General features: G+C 66.5%; 13 protein-coding genes. 6 read left to right on the top strand and 7 right to left on the bottom strand.

From position 1 onward, the window contains the following. Positions 1-42: 42 nt before the first annotated feature. Positions 43-1,059 (bottom strand): 3-hydroxyisobutyryl-CoA hydrolase, encoded by a 1,017-nt coding sequence (locus tag ACSQ23_RS07335; RefSeq protein WP_436090206.1) that lies wholly within the window; start codon positions 1,057-1,059, stop codon positions 43-45. Between the two features lie 44 nt (positions 1,060-1,103). Between ACSQ23_RS07335 and ACSQ23_RS07330 the strand changes: the two genes are divergently transcribed. Together ACSQ23_RS07330 and ACSQ23_RS07325 are read left to right on the top strand one after the other, a co-directional pair. After that, entirely contained in the window at positions 1,104-2,447 is a 1,344-nt protein-coding gene (locus ACSQ23_RS07330) for an NAD(P)H-dependent oxidoreductase (protein WP_436090205.1), read from the top strand. A gap of 62 nt (positions 2,448-2,509) precedes the next feature. Continuing rightward, complete coding sequence (locus tag ACSQ23_RS07325) at positions 2,510-3,472, top strand: cupin domain-containing protein (protein ID WP_436090204.1); 963 nt, start codon at positions 2,510-2,512, stop codon at positions 3,470-3,472. A gap of 9 nt (positions 3,473-3,481) precedes the next feature. On the opposite strand, the gene ACSQ23_RS07320 is transcribed toward ACSQ23_RS07325, so the two are convergent. Genes ACSQ23_RS07320 through ACSQ23_RS07295 form a run of 6 tightly spaced genes read right to left on the bottom strand, consistent with a single transcriptional unit; the run spans position 3,482 to position 8,685 of the window. Then, positions 3,482-4,459, bottom strand: coding sequence for a zinc-binding dehydrogenase (locus ACSQ23_RS07320; RefSeq protein WP_436090203.1), 978 nt, complete (start codon positions 4,457-4,459; stop codon positions 3,482-3,484). Positions 4,460-4,510: 51 nt separating this feature from the next. After that, the gene (locus ACSQ23_RS07315) at positions 4,511-5,644 is read right to left on the bottom strand and encodes an ABC transporter permease (protein WP_436090202.1); all 1,134 of its coding nucleotides are present in this window, start codon (positions 5,642-5,644) and stop codon (positions 4,511-4,513) included. Next, complete coding sequence (locus tag ACSQ23_RS07310) at positions 5,641-6,606, bottom strand: ABC transporter ATP-binding protein (protein WP_436090201.1); 966 nt, start codon at positions 6,604-6,606, stop codon at positions 5,641-5,643. Before ACSQ23_RS07310 ends, ACSQ23_RS07315 begins: the two co-directional genes overlap by 4 nt. Further along, positions 6,603-7,550 (bottom strand): HlyD family secretion protein, encoded by a 948-nt coding sequence (locus tag ACSQ23_RS07305; protein WP_436090200.1) that lies wholly within the window; start codon positions 7,548-7,550, stop codon positions 6,603-6,605. Before ACSQ23_RS07305 ends, ACSQ23_RS07310 begins: the two co-directional genes overlap by 4 nt. Then, positions 7,550-8,035, bottom strand: coding sequence for a hypothetical protein (locus ACSQ23_RS07300; RefSeq protein ID WP_436090199.1), 486 nt, complete (start codon positions 8,033-8,035; stop codon positions 7,550-7,552). Before ACSQ23_RS07300 ends, ACSQ23_RS07305 begins: the two co-directional genes overlap by 1 nt. Further along, positions 8,020-8,685 (bottom strand): TetR/AcrR family transcriptional regulator, encoded by a 666-nt coding sequence (locus ACSQ23_RS07295; RefSeq protein ID WP_436090198.1) that lies wholly within the window; start codon positions 8,683-8,685, stop codon positions 8,020-8,022. Before ACSQ23_RS07295 ends, ACSQ23_RS07300 begins: the two co-directional genes overlap by 16 nt. 530 nt (positions 8,686-9,215) lie before the next feature. Here ACSQ23_RS07295 and ACSQ23_RS07290 point away from each other — a divergent pair. From ACSQ23_RS07290 to ACSQ23_RS07275, 4 genes are all read left to right on the top strand, one after another. Then, positions 9,216-11,882, top strand: a complete 2,667-nt coding sequence (locus tag ACSQ23_RS07290) for a DNA translocase FtsK (protein ID WP_436090197.1) — start codon at positions 9,216-9,218, stop codon at positions 11,880-11,882. A 331-nt stretch (positions 11,883-12,213) separates the two neighbouring features. Then, the gene (locus ACSQ23_RS07285; RefSeq protein ID WP_436090196.1) at positions 12,214-12,861 is read left to right on the top strand and encodes an SRPBCC family protein; all 648 of its coding nucleotides are present in this window, start codon (positions 12,214-12,216) and stop codon (positions 12,859-12,861) included. Continuing rightward, positions 12,861-13,205: an ArsR/SmtB family transcription factor gene (locus tag ACSQ23_RS07280; protein ID WP_436090195.1), complete on the top strand. Its 345-nt coding sequence runs from the start codon at positions 12,861-12,863 to the stop codon at positions 13,203-13,205. The genes ACSQ23_RS07285 and ACSQ23_RS07280 overlap by 1 nt, the downstream gene beginning before the upstream one ends. A 128-nt stretch (positions 13,206-13,333) precedes the next feature. Beyond that, complete coding sequence (locus tag ACSQ23_RS07275) at positions 13,334-13,963, top strand: LolA family protein (protein ID WP_055874649.1); 630 nt, start codon at positions 13,334-13,336, stop codon at positions 13,961-13,963. The last annotated feature ends 44 nt before the right edge of the window (positions 13,964-14,007 follow it).

Genomic DNA, 14,007 nt, shown 5'->3' with positions numbered 1-14,007 from the left:
GGAACGGTTTAGGAAGTGCTAAATTCAGGCGCTTTCGGCGCGTCAGGCCGCGCCCACCACTGCCCGGATCGATGACCGGTCGACGCCCGCCAGCGAGTTGGGCCGCCACGCGGGCTTCTGGTCCTTGTCGACCAGCACTGCCCGCACCCCCTCGGCGAAATCCGGCAGCCGGCACAGCAGGCGTGCCAGCCGCAGGTCTGCGGCCAGTACCGCGCCGATATGGCTGAACCGCCGCGCCGCGTGGTGGCTTTCGGCTATGGCGACGAGGCTGGTCGGCGAGCGCAGCGCCAGTTGCGCCAGTTGCGGCTCGAGCCCGGCAGTGCCGACGATCACCGCTTCATCCGTCCAGTCGAGGCCCGCGTGCCGGTCGGCGGCGTCGCACAACACCGCTTCGCCCACCGGCGCCATCTCGGCCTGCATCAGCGCGCCGAGCGCTGCGTCGATCCGCGTCGCACTCGCCGCCGCCGCAATTCCGGCGCGCACCGCATCGCGCCGCGCCGGGTCGATGGCGCAATCGGTCAGCCCCAGCGCCAGTGCATCGGCGGCGCCGGCCGGCACCCCGGTCATCGCGAAAGTCAGCGCCCGGTGCACCGGCGCCTTACTGAGGATGAAGTTCACCCCCACGTCGCAGGTAAAGCCGATCGCCGCCTCCGGCATGGCGAAACGCGCCTCGCTGGTGGTGAAGCGGAAGGCGCAGTGCCCGGCAATGCCGATGCCGCCGCCCATCACGATGCCATGCGTCAGCGCCACCAAAGGCTTGGGATAACGCGCGATGATGCCGTTCATCCGGTACTCGGCGGCAAAGAAGGCGTCGGCTTCCTCGGCCTTACCCTCGAGCACGGCCTGGCGCACCGCCCTGACGTCGCCGCCCGAGCAGAAGCCGCGTGGACCGCGGCCCTCGAACAGCACCAGCCGGATCTCCTCGTCATTGGCCCATTGCTCGAGCGCCCGGGTGATGCCGTCGATCATCTCGAGGTTCAGCGCGTTGATCGCCTCGGGCCGGTTGAGGGCGATGATCCCCAGGTTTGCCTCGCGAATCACATCGAGCTGGCCGGTCATCTCTCAGGTTCCCATGTGGCGACGCCAGTGGTAGAGCACCGCGCATGAAGGCCATCAACCCCCCGACCCCGCTCACCAATGTGCATCTGACCGGCATCGCGCGCGACCTCAAGGCGCGGGCCGATTCCGGCAGGCCGATCCGTATCGGCGTCATCGGTTCGGGCGAGATGGGCACGGACCTGGTGACCCAGGGCGGGCTGATGCGCGGCATCGAAGTGGCGGCTATCGCCACCCGCCGCCCGCACACTGCGCGCGCTGCCATGGCCATTGCCTATGGCGACGACGCGCATGCCGTGGAAGCCGATACCGAGAGCAAGGTCACCGCCGCCATCGAGGCCGGCAAGATGGCCGTCACCTCGGCCGAAACGCTGGTCAAAAACCCGCTGATCGACGTGGTGATCGATGCCACCGGCAAACCCGGCGTCGCGGCGGACTATTGTCTGACCGCGATGGAGCACGGCAAGCACCTCGTGATGATGAACGTCGAAGCCGACGTCACCATCGGCCCCTACCTGAAGCACGAGGCCGACCGCCTCGGCGTCATTTATTCGGTCGGCGCGGGCGACGAGCCCAGTAGTTGCATGGAGCTGATCGAGTTCGCCTCGGCGCTCGGCTACCGGATCGTCTCGGCCGGCAAGGGCAAGAACAACCCGCTCAATCACGACGCGGTTCCCGACGACTATCGCGAGGAAGCGCTCCGCCGGAACATGAACCCGCGCATGCTGGTCGAGTTCGTCGATGGCAGTAAGACCATGGTCGAGATGGCCTGCATCGCCAATGCCACCGGGCTGGTCCCCGATGTGCCGGGCATGCATGGGCCGAAGGCCGACCGCGACGAGATGGTCAAGGTGCTGATCCCCAAGGCGGATGGCGGCATCCTCAACAAGAAAGGCGTCGTCGATTTCACCGTCGGCAAGGGTGTGGCGCCTGGTGTGTTCGTGATCGTCGAAGCCGAACATCCGCGCATCATCGAGCGCATGGACGACCTGCATGTCGGCAAGGGTCCGTACTACGCCTTCTTCCGCCCCTATCACCTGACGTCGCTGGAAGTGCCGCTGACCGCGGCCCGCATCATGCTCTACGGCAAGCCCGACATGGTGCCGATGCCAAATCCGGTCGCCGAAGTCTGCGCCGTCGCCAAGCGCGATCTGGCGGTCGGCGAGAGCTTCGATGCCATCGGCGAGACCTGCTACCGCAGCTTCATTCTGACCGTCGAAGACGCCCGCCGCCAACATGCCGTGCCGGTCGGCCTGCTCGAAGGCGGCAGGGTCACTGCCCCGGTGAAGAAGGGCCAGCTGCTCACCACCGCCAACGCCCTGCCCGACCAGACCACCCGGCTCTACGCCCTGCGCCAGCGCCAGGACCAGATGCTCGGGCTCACGGCGTAAGCCACAGCTTCTCGGGCATCGATCCCCTGTGCTAACGTCCCCGTCCGGCAGGAGGGCGCATCATGCCGGTATTCGATCGTGCAGTCGTTTCGATTCCCGGCACCCAGCGCTACGGGCAGACGCCGTTCGGCGCGCCGGTGGTGATACATGCTTCAGCGGCTGACACCGACGGCAGCCTCGGCGCCTGGGACACCATTACCCCGCCGGGTCGCGGTCCCGCCGGCCATATGCACACCCGCGAAGTCGAGCTCTTCGTGGTACTCGAGAGCAGCTACCACTTCATCTGCGGCAGCGACGAATTCGATGCCCCCACCGGCACCGTCGTCGCCTTGCCGCCGCATGTCCCGCACAAATGGTGGAACATCGGCGAGCAAACCGGCCGCATGCTCGGGATCGTCACGCCCGGCGGCTGCGAACAACTGTTTCTTGCGATCGCAGCAGAAAAGCCGGGCACGCAGTCCGACATCGCCCGCATCGAACACCGCCTCGGCATCGCCAACGAAGACACGGCAGCGCTCGGCTTCACGCTGGGCAGCGAGCCTTCGATGGCGCCGTTCCCGCGCGCCATCGTCTCGTTCCCGACCACCCCACCGAACGGCAAGACGGCCCGCGGCGACGACGTGCGGGTGCAGGTCCGCTCCGCCGAGACGGCCGGCCGGATGGGCGCATGGACCGCGGTGATCGCGCCGGGAACCGGTCCGAGCTGGCACACCCATAGCCGTGAGACCGAACTGTTCTCCGTCATCTCAGGCAGCTTCCGCTTCTGGTGCGGAACCGACAGCTGGACCGCCGGGCCTGGCTCGGTCATCGTCCTGCCACCGCATATCCCGCATCAATGGGTCAATATCGGCAGCGAACCGGGCGAGCTGTTCGCCATGGTGACGCCGGGCGGTTTTGAGCAGATGTTCATCGACTTCCGCACCATCGGCGAGGTCTCCGACGCGGATGTCCTCGCCATCGAAAGTGGCCTCGGCGTCACCGACGGCCCGGCGCCGGCAGGCGCTCCGTCTGACCCGACCGGCTAGCTGGGCGCTTCAGCTGCCGCGGATGGCGATCTTTCCCTGCCGGCCTTTCTCGTTGCTCGCTTCGGCGGCTTCCGCGGCCTGCTCGAGCGGAAACACCTCGGCGATCGGCAGCTTCAGCTCTCCGCGCGCTGCCTTGCCGACGAACTCGACGATAGCGCCGCGGATCTGCTCGGGCGTATGGAAGCTCGAGGGCTTGGCGGCCCAGAACCCCTTCACCACCGCCCGCTTGAACAAGAGGTTATCGGCGCTGATCTGCATCGGCCGGCCGCTCAGCGCCCCGAACGAGATCAGCCAGCCTTCTTCGGCGACGAGATCCAGCAGCTCGTCCGACGCCCGGCCCGCTACCGAATCCAGCGCCCGCCGGATCGGCGCGCCGCCGGTGATCGCCCTGGCCCGATCCTGCCAATCTTCGTGCTCGCTCGAGACCGCATCGCCGATCCCCTCGGCGGCCAGTTCAGCTACCGCTGCCTCGCGCCGCACGATATTGAGCACCTTGACGCCGCGTTCTGCTGCCAGCTTGGCGATGATCTTGCCCACCGCGCCGTTGGCCGCGTTCTGCACGATCCAGTCGCCCGTCTCGACCTGCAGCTCGCCCAGCAGCCGCCAGGCGCTCAGCGGCATCGACACCAGCTGGCACGCCGTCGCATCGTCGATCCCATCGGGCAGCGGCACCAGCGATTGCGCGCCGGCGAGATAATACTCAGCCCAGGCCGCACTCGCCCCACCGGTCACCCGTTGCCCCAGCTTGAGGTTGGTCACGCCTTCGCCCAGCTTGTCGACCACCCCCAGCGCCTCGGTGCCCGGCACATGCGGCAGCGGCGGCTTGTAGCCATAGTGCCCGGTGACGATCATCAGGTCGTGGTTGTGGATCGGCGACAGGATGAGCTTCACCCGCACCTGCCCCGGCCCGGGTTCCGGCAGCGGCCGCTCCTCGAGCTTCAGCACTTTACGGGGGCTGCCGAATTCCTCGAACACCACGGCTTTCATCGCATCACTCCATCTGACTGCCACGGAGATAAGCAGCATGGCGCCGCGCGGCTAGTCCAGCGTCTGCCGATACCTCAGCATGGCGATCGCCGAGATCACCACCAGGATCGCGATCAGCGCCCAGAGTTCGCCGGTCACATCCGCCACCTCGCCACCCTTCAGCATGACCTTGCGCACCACCCGCAAAAAATGCGTCGCCGGCACGGCCTGGCCGATGAACTGCGCCCAGCCCGGCATGCCGGCGAACGGGAACATGAAGCCGGAGAGGAGGATCGAGGGCAGGATGGTGAAAAAGCTCAGCTGCATCGCCTGCATCTGGCTCTTGGCCGCCGTCGAGATCAAAAAGCCCAGCGCCAGGTTCACCACGATGAACAGGTTGAAGCCGAGGAAGAACGCCCAGACGCTGCCCTCGAACGGCACCCCGAAGACGAGGCTCGCTGCCGCGAGAAACACCGCGGTCTGCACATAGCCGACGAACACATAGGGCAGGATCTTGCCCAGCATCACCTCGAGCGGCTTTACCGGCGTCGCGATCAGCATCTCCATGGTGCCGCGCTCGGTCTCCTTGACGATCGCCACCGCGGTGATCATCACCATGGTCATCGACAGGATGATGGCCAGCAGCCCCGGCACGATATTGGTCGAGGTCTTGCCTTCCGGGTTATACTCCCGGTGCACCACCATCGAGAACGGCGCCGACCCCGCCTGCTGCGCCAGGGGTCCGGTCAGCGTCTCGCCGATCGCCACGTTGACGATCCCCGACAGCGCCGCCACTGCCCCGCCGGTCGCCGAGGGGTCCGACGCGTCGGCTGCCACCAGAATCTCCGGCTTGTTGCCGCGCACCACGTCGCGCTCAAAATCCTCGGGGATCACCACGACGAAGTTGGCTTCACCCCGGCGCAGCGCCTCTTCGCCCTCGCCGATCCCGGAGACCGCGCCTTTGAAGGCGAAGTAGGACGAGTTCTGCATCCCCGCGATCACCGCCCGGCTCAACGGCCCGTTATCGCCCATCTCCACCAGCGTCGGCAGGTTGCGCGGGTCGGCGTTGATGGCAAAGCCGAACAGGAACAGCTGGATGATCGGCAACCCGATCATCATGCCGAAGGTGATGCGGTCGCGCCGCATCTGGATGAATTCCTTGTAGAGCACGGCGCCGAAGCGCTTGAGCGAGAAGCCGAGGTTCATGCCGCCTGCTTTCCCGCCGGCGCGGCGCCGCTATCACCAGCGAAATTGTCGCGTGCCCCCGTCATCAGGTAGATGAAGGCCTCCTCGAGCCCGGCAACCTGCAGGCTCCAGCGATGCGTGCCTTCCGCTTTGAGCCGCTCGACCGTCGATTCCAGCGCCGCCTTGTCGGTGCCCGAGACGTGCAGCACCGTGCCGAAGCGCGCCACCTGCACTACGCCGGGCTCCTTGAGCAGCCGGTCCTCGAGTTTGGCCAGCTCGGGCCCTTCCACCCGCCACGTCTCGAGCCCCACCATTTCGGGAATCTTGCCCGAGGGCCCGTCGATCAACTTCTTGCCGTAGGCGATGTAAGTGATGAAGTCGCACTGCACGGCCTCGTCCATGTAGTGGGTCGAGACCAGCACGGTGACACCCATGGCGGAAAGCCGGCGGATCTCGTCCCAGAAATCGCGCCGTGCCTTGGGGTCGACGCCGGCGGTGGGTTCATCGAGCAGCAGCAGTTTCGGCTCATGCAGCAGGCACGCCGCCAGCGCCAGCCGCTGCTTCCAGCCGCCCGACAGTGAGCCGGCCAGCTGCCTCGAGCGGTCGGCGAGCCCGAGATCGGCCAGCGCCTGGTCGACCCGTTGTTTCCTTCGGTCGAGCCGGTACATGCGCGCCACGAAATCGAGGTTCTCGCGGATCGAGAGGTCCTCGTAATACGAGAACTTCTGCGTCATGTAGCCGACCTGCTCCTTGATCTGCTCGGCTTGTTTCCGCACATCGAAACCGAGGCAGGTGCCCTCACCCTCATCCGGCGTCAGCAGCCCGCAGAGCATGCGAATGGTGGTGGTCTTGCCTGAGCCGTTCGGCCCCAGAAACCCGTAAATCGCGCCCTTCGGCACCTGGATGTCGAAATGGTCGACCACCCGCTTCGGCCCGAAATTCTTGGTTAGCCCATGCACATCGATGACCAGCGGCTCGCTCATGGCCGCCGCTCCACCGTCACCGGTTGCCCCGGATGGAGGCTCGCGCCCTCCAGCGTTGCTTCGACCAGGTAGCTCAGCCGCTGCCGCTCATCGCGCGAATAGATCACCGGCGGGGTGAATTGCGGGTCCGAGGCAAAGTAGCTGACCTTCGCGGTCAGCCCATCAGGGCAGCCGTCGCAGCTCACCGCCAGCTGGTCGCCCAGCGCCAACCCGGCCCGCGCCGTCTCCGGCACGTAGAACTTCACCTTGAGCGCCCCCTCCGGCAGGATCGAGATCACCGGTGTCCCCGCCGCGATGATCTCACCGGCATCGAAGAACACCCGCTCGATCCGCCCTGCCGCCGGCGCGGTGATGGTGCGGTCGGCGAGATCGGCATTGGCCTTTTTGGCATCGGCATGCGCCGCCGCCAGGTTGGCTTCCGCCTGCACCTGCTGCTCGCTGCGCGCCGGCAGCTCGGCCACCTTCAGCTGCGCCTCGAGCTGGCGCACCGCCGCTTCGGCACTGGCGAGGCTCGCCCGGTCCTGGTCGAGCTTCGATTGCGGCACCAGGCCTTCCTTGAACAGCTTTTCGCTGCGCGTGGCGCTGTCCTTGGCGAGATTCATGTCGGCTTGCGCCTTCTGTAGGCTCGCCTGGATGACATCGAGCTCGTCGGCACGGCTGCCGGTGGTGAGGTTCTTCAGCCCCGCGTCGGCCGCCGCCACCCGCGCTTCGGCGGCCGAGAGCAGCGCGATCTGCTGCTCCGAGCGCAGCCGGAACAGCAGGTCGCCTTCCAGCACCACATCGCCCTCGCGCACCGAAATGGTCTCGATCGGCCCGGCGGTGCTCGACGAGGCATAGACGTAGCGCGCTTCGACGTAGCCGTTATAGCCCGGCGCTTCGGTTGCGCCGAACCCGGGGATCACCAGTGCAATGAGGCCGAACAACCAGGCCAGAAAACCGTCCATCATCGTCTCCGCTTGTCCAGCGCCGAGCGGGCCCCGGCTGCTACCAGTTCGAGCCCAAGAAACAGCGCATGTCCTGATGTTGCGACGATCCCCATCGGCACCAGGTCGTAGGCAACGAAGGTTGGCCAGAACAGCAGGTTGGCGCCGCCCAGCAGCAGGTGGATGGCCGCGGCGGCCCAGTTCCAACCCGCCCCAGCGGTCCGGTGGTTGGCGATCAGCAGCACCGCCGCCAGCACTGCCAGCGCGTGCGCCTCGAAATAGGCGAGGGCGTCGGGGTTGCCGTGGAGCGCTGCCGCCAGGGGCCCCAGATTGAAGAAGTATCCGGCAAGATCGAAGCCTGCCTGCACCAGCCCGGTCGCGCCGAGCACCAGGCCGTTGCCGAGCAGCAGCACCTGGGCCCAATGCCGACGGGCCGGCACCGGATAGGCTTCGATATAGGTCGTCCACACCGCGTTCATCGCTTCCTCGCTCAGCTCGTTGACCATTGCTTGGCGCTCGGCGGAGCGCTCAGCCCGTCGAACAGGATGGTGAGGTGGTTCTCGACCAGCTTCTCCATGTGCAGCCCGCCTTCCGGCGTGATGCCGAAGATCTCGGCCATCGCCACGTGCAGCATCAGCGGTCCGATGATCGAGCGGATGGTGAGGCTGGGGTCGACCTGCCGCAGGTAGCCCTGCTCGATGCCGCGCCGCAGCAGCCCTTCGACCGCCGGCAGCACCCGGTCCAGCACCTCGCGCCGGTACATTTCGGCAAGGCCCGGAAAGCCCATCGCCTCGCGGAAGATCAGCTTCGGCATCGCCATCACCTTGGGGTCGCCGAACCGTCCGGCCAGCATGGTCAGCACCATGCTGAGCACGACGCGCGGATCGCCCTCGTAATCATGCAGCGTCATCAGCGCCGAATCGGCGATCGGCAGGATGGCCCGCCGCACCAGCCCTTCGAGCAGCGCTTCCTTGGATGGAAAGTAGAGATAGACCGTGCCCTTGCTCAGCCCGGCGCGCTTGGCGATGTCCTCGACCCGGGTCGAGGCGAAGCCCTTCTCGATGAACAGCTCCAGCGCCGCATCCAGCACCTCGTCCGGCCGCGCCTCTGCACGCCGGCGGAACTTCGGTCCGCGCTCTTGATCATTGGTATTCATCGGTCGTTAGCCTTACTGACTGTCCGGTCAGTACATTAATAACTGACTGGTCAGTCATTTGCAAGGATCTCGGTCGACCCCTCCGGCGACGTTGGATCGATGCAACTTTCGACTAACGGGTGATGCTCACGTTGACATCACGCAGGCCAAACGACGCCTGCTCTAAGGTGTATCTGTCCCCGTGCGGCGGACCCCCCAAGCGCGGCCGGTAGCTGAAACCTCCTCAGCCACCGGCCGCGGCTGGTCCGCCAAACCGACGGCCCTCTCCGAACGCCCCCGAAAACGGGGAGGGCCCCTTCGGACCTTTCTGTCTTTGATAGATGCGTCCCCCACCGCTTGAGGTTAGATCCGGCCACTAACCCGAGAGGGCGAATGGCGACCGGAGCCTCAGCGCCAAACCGCGCGCCGTCAGCCCTCGCACCACCCCCATCCAGTTAGTTCCGGGTTAACCCTAACCGCCTAGGATCAGCCTTCGATCGGCGCGCCGTCTGCCGCCGGTTCAGCGTTCCGTTTGTAGAGTGTACCAGACGATGCCGGCACAGCACCTGCTCGAAGACGCCCGTCGAGAGACCGCCCCCGCCATAGCGATCCGCATCCCCGTCCGCCTGATGGGGGCCATCATCCTGGGGCTGGTGGCGATCGTGCTGCTGTCCCTCGCCACTTGGCAGGTGGATGATCCGAGCCTTTCCTACGCCTCGGGTGAACCCGCGAGGAACTGGCTCGGCTTCCCGGGCGCCGTCATTGCCGACATGGCGTTCCAGGTCTTCGGCCTCGGCATTCTCACCCTGCTGGTGCCGCCTGCGCTCTGGGGTTGGGGCCTGATTCGCCACCGCGTCCCCTCGCGCATGGGCCTGCGTCTCCTCGCCTGGGTCGCCGCGAGCGTCCTGAGCTGCGGCTTGTTCGCCTTTATTGCCGCGCCGGAGAGCTGGCCGCTGCCCACCGGGCTCGGCGGCCTCGTCGGCCAGAGTTTTACCAACCTCGCCGTTCTCGCCACCGGCGCCACGCCGCAGCCGGTGACCGCGATCCTCTTCGCCATCATCATTGCGGCCCCGACCCTGGCGCTGTTCTGGATCGGCATGGGCCTCGGTAGGGTCACCCTGCCCGAGCTGCCCAAGGGCAAACTCAAGGCCAAGCCGGCCGGCACGAGGGGCGCTGCCGCCGCTGCGCCTGTCGATGACGACGAGCCAGAGCGCGATTCGATCTTCGACGTGATCCTCGGCTACGCCGTGCATCTGGGCTTCTCGGCCCGCACCGCCGTCCGCCGGGCCCGCGCTGGCATCGCCCAGCGCCGCGCCGCCGAGGCGGAAGCCGAAGCCTGGCGCGGCGAGGCCGTCGAGCCGAGCCTCCATGGCCATGCGCCGTCGGCCCCTGCCGGTCGCGCCGAGCCTGCCCTCACCGTCGAGCGCCGCTCGATCGTTGCCGCGCATGACGAGCCGCCGTTCGACGACTATCCGCCCGAGCCGGATGAAGAAGCCGACATGCCGCGCTGGGAGATGCAGACCCCGCTGCGCGGCCCGATGGCCGCGTCGCGCAGCCCGGCTCCCATGCCGCACGTCCCGGCTGCGCACCAGGCAGCGCCGGTGGTGTCACCACGCGTCGCCGCGCCGGCCCCCCGGCCGCAGCCCGGCATGCGCGCCGCCCGCGAAGCCCAGGGCTCGTTCCTCGACGAGCCGCATGGCTTCGAGCTGCCCGAGCTGAACCTCCTCACGCCGCCCAAGCATAAGGGCGCCAGCCCCGAGCATGCGCCCGAGCGGCTCGAGGCGATGGCGAGGAAGCTTGAATCCGTGCTCGCCGATTTCGGCGTCAAGGGCGACATCATCAATGTCCGCCCCGGCCCGGTCGTCACCCTCTATGAGCTCGAGCCCGCTCCCGGCATCAAGTCGTCGCGCGTCATTTCGCTGGCCGACGATATCGCCCGCTCGATGAGCGCCATTTCGGTACGCGTCGCCGTGGTCCCCGGCCGCAACGCCATCGGTATCGAGCTGCCCAACGAGGTGCGCGAGACCGTGTACCTGCGCGAAATGCTGGCCTCGTCCGATTTCGAGAAGATGAAGGGCAAGCTGCCGATCTGCCTGGGCAAGACCATCGGCGGCGAGCCGATCATCGCTGACCTCGCCCGCATGCCGCATCTGCTGATCGCCGGCACCACCGGCTCGGGCAAGTCGGTGGGCATCAACACCTTCATTCTCAGCCTGCTCTACCAGATGACCCCGGAGCAGTGCCGCCTGATCATGATCGACCCCAAGATGCTGGAACTCAGTATCTATGACGGTATCCCGCACCTCCTGACTCCAGTCGTTACGGACCCGTCAAAAGCTGTTGTCGCCCTCAAGTGGGCGGTGCGCGAGATGGAAGACCGCTACCGCAAGATGAGTAAGATCGGTGTGCGCAACATCGATGGCTTCAACCAGCGTGTTGGCGAATCGAAGGCCAAGGGCGAGGTGATCACCCGCACCGTGCAGACCGGCTTTGACCGTGAAACCGGCGAGGCGATCTTCGAGAGCGAAGAGTTCAACCTCGAGCCGCTGCCGTTCATCGTCATCATCATCGACGAAATGGCCGACCTGATGATGGTCGCCGGCAAGGAAATCGAAGGCTCGGTGCAGCGCCTCGCACAGATGGCCCGCGCCGCCGGCATCCATGTCATCACTGCCACGCAGCGCCCGTCGGTCGACGTCATCACCGGCACCATCAAGGCCAACTTCCCCACCCGTATCTCGTTCATGGTGACTTCGAAGATCGACAGCCGCACCATCCTGGGCGAGCAGGGCGCCGAGCAGCTGCTCGGCAACGGCGACATGCTCTACATGGCCGGCGGCGGCCGCATCCGGCGCCTGCATGGCCCGTTCGTCGCCGACAGCGAAGTCGAGGCAGTGGTCAACCACCTGAAGTCGCAGGGCGCCCCGGATTATCTCGATGCCATCGTCGCCGATGAGGACGAGATGGATGAAGGCGGCGCGTCGGGTGGTGACGGTGACGAGTATGGCGGCTCGGGCGACGAGCTCTACGACAAGGCCGTCAACGTCGTGCTGACCGACAAGAAGGTCTCGACCTCTTACATCCAGCGCCGCCTGGCGGTGGGCTACAACAAGGCCGCCACGCTGATCGAGCGGATGGAAAAGGAAGGCGTCATCTCCGCCCCCAACCACGCCGGCAAACGCGAAATCCTCGTCGGCAACAATTCCGACGGGTATTGAGCTCGGTTCCTGTTCGCGGTCCCTCCCACCCACGGTGTCACCCCGGCGCAGGCCGGGGCCCATCTTGAGGTGGTGCAGTCACCGAAGGAGCCTGCTGCAGGGCCATCGGCGAACTTGCCACCAGACAGCGCCCTAAGCACGGTGTCATCCCTGTGAAAGCAGGGACCCAGCTCACAGCCCGCGAAGGTGGATAGATGGGTCCCTGCTTTCGCAGGGATGACACCCTGTAGGCGGGGCACGCTCGCTGCGCGCGAGTCGGCCGCCTCGCCCCCTAGACATAATATTAGTTGCACCTTATATAAGCGTCACCTGATACACGGAGGACGCGACGATGCCTTTCGATCTTACCGCCCATGTCAACGCCATGTCCCGCTCGGTGCGCAACCTCGAGCGCGACGGCAAACCCGCCAAGGCGGTGGTCGCCAGCTGCGTCTACGACACCGACGTCGCCGACCTCTGGGATGCCGTCAGCAACCCCGATCGGCTGCGCCGCTGGTTCTCGCCGGTCAGCGGCGAGCTGAAGCTCGGCGGCCGCTTCCAGGTCGAGAACAATGCCGGCGGCACCATCACCGAATGCGAACCGCAGCGCCGGATCGCCGCCACCTGGGAATTCGCCGGCGCCATCAGCTGGATCACCATCACGCTCGCGCCCACCGCCGACGGCGCCCGGCTCGAACTCGAGCACGTCGCCTTCATCGATCCGCACTGGGACAGGTTCGGGCCGGGCGCCGTCGGCGTCGGCTGGGACCTTGGCTTCATGGGCCTCGCCCGTCACCTGGCCGAGCCCACCGCCGACTTGCCGCAGGAAGCGGTGGCCGGCTGGCATGAGCTGCCCGAAGCCAAGGCGTTCATCCGCGCTGCCAGCGACGGCTGGGGCACGGCGGCAATCACCGCCGGTGAGAACCGCGAGCAGGCATTGACGGCAGCCGAGGCGACGCGGCAGTTCTACACCGGCGAGGCCCCGCCCCCGGAGATGTGATGCACGCGTTCGACGTTCTCGGCGACCCGGTCCGCCGCCGCATCCTCGAGCTGCTCGCCGAGCGCGAGCATGCCTCGGGTGAGGTGGTCGAGGTCATTGCCGCCGAGTTCGGCATCAGCCAGGCCGGGGTCAGCCAGCATTTGAAGGTGCTCCGCGAGTCGGGCTTCGCCACCGTACGTCCCGAAGGCACCCGCCGCGTCTACAGCCTCGATGCCGCGCCGCTGCGCGACATCGACGACTGGCTCGACCGCTTCCGTGGCTTCTGGACTCACAAGCTCGCCTCGCTCGCCACCGAGATCGCCCGCGGTAAAAAGGATCGCCAAGGGGGCAACAAGGAGCCGTGATCCGGAACCTTCCCGCTGTTGCCGCAATTGCTGTCTAGAGGCATGCTCCACAAATCAAAGACTTGGAGACGGTCAGCGTTTCGACGAAACGGTGATCGGCTCCAGACCACAAAGGGAACGTCATCAAGATGATCCGCCGCAGCTTTCTCGCCTTCGCCGCCCTGCTCGCCGCCTTCCCCGCCCTGGCGCAGGAAGCCCGGACGCTGACCGACGCCGAACGCGACCTGATCACCCGGATCAACGAGCACAACTCGCTGATCAAGACCATGGTCGGCCGCTTTCTGCAGATCGATACCCGCGGCCAGCGCATCGAGGGCACCTTCTTCCTCGAGCGGCCGGGCAAGATCCTGTTCCGCTACAATCCCCCCTCCTACGAGCAGATCGTCTCGGTCGGCCGCGGCTTCTACGTCGTCGATCGCAAGGAGAAGACCCAGTACGCCTATCCGCAGGACAAGGTGCCGCTGCGCCAGTTCCTCGATTCGCAGATCGACCTGTTCAAGGCCAACATCGTCGCCGTCGCTCAGTCCGACGACTATTTCTCGATCACCCTGCAGGACGATACCCCCAAAGGCGTGGTGCGGGTCGCACTGGTGTTCGACACCGAGAGCCTCGACATGAAGCAGTGGACGCTCACCGAACCGTCGGGCGCCGAGCTGACCTTTTCGCTTTATGATGTCGAAAAGGACGTCGCCATTCCAAAATCCTACTTCTATATCGACCCGACCTTCCGCTCGAAGGCGGCCCCTCCCGACGCCTGAGCAATCACGCGGCGTTTCCGGCTTTACGCCCCCTGCCCCGCTCT

The sequence above is a fragment of the Devosia sp. LjRoot16 genome (genome assembly GCF_964252795.1).
Lineage (GTDB): Bacteria > Pseudomonadota > Alphaproteobacteria > Rhizobiales > Devosiaceae > Devosia_A.
The sequence above is the reverse complement of the archived record's forward strand: the minus strand, read 5'-3'. Positions and strand labels throughout refer to the sequence as shown.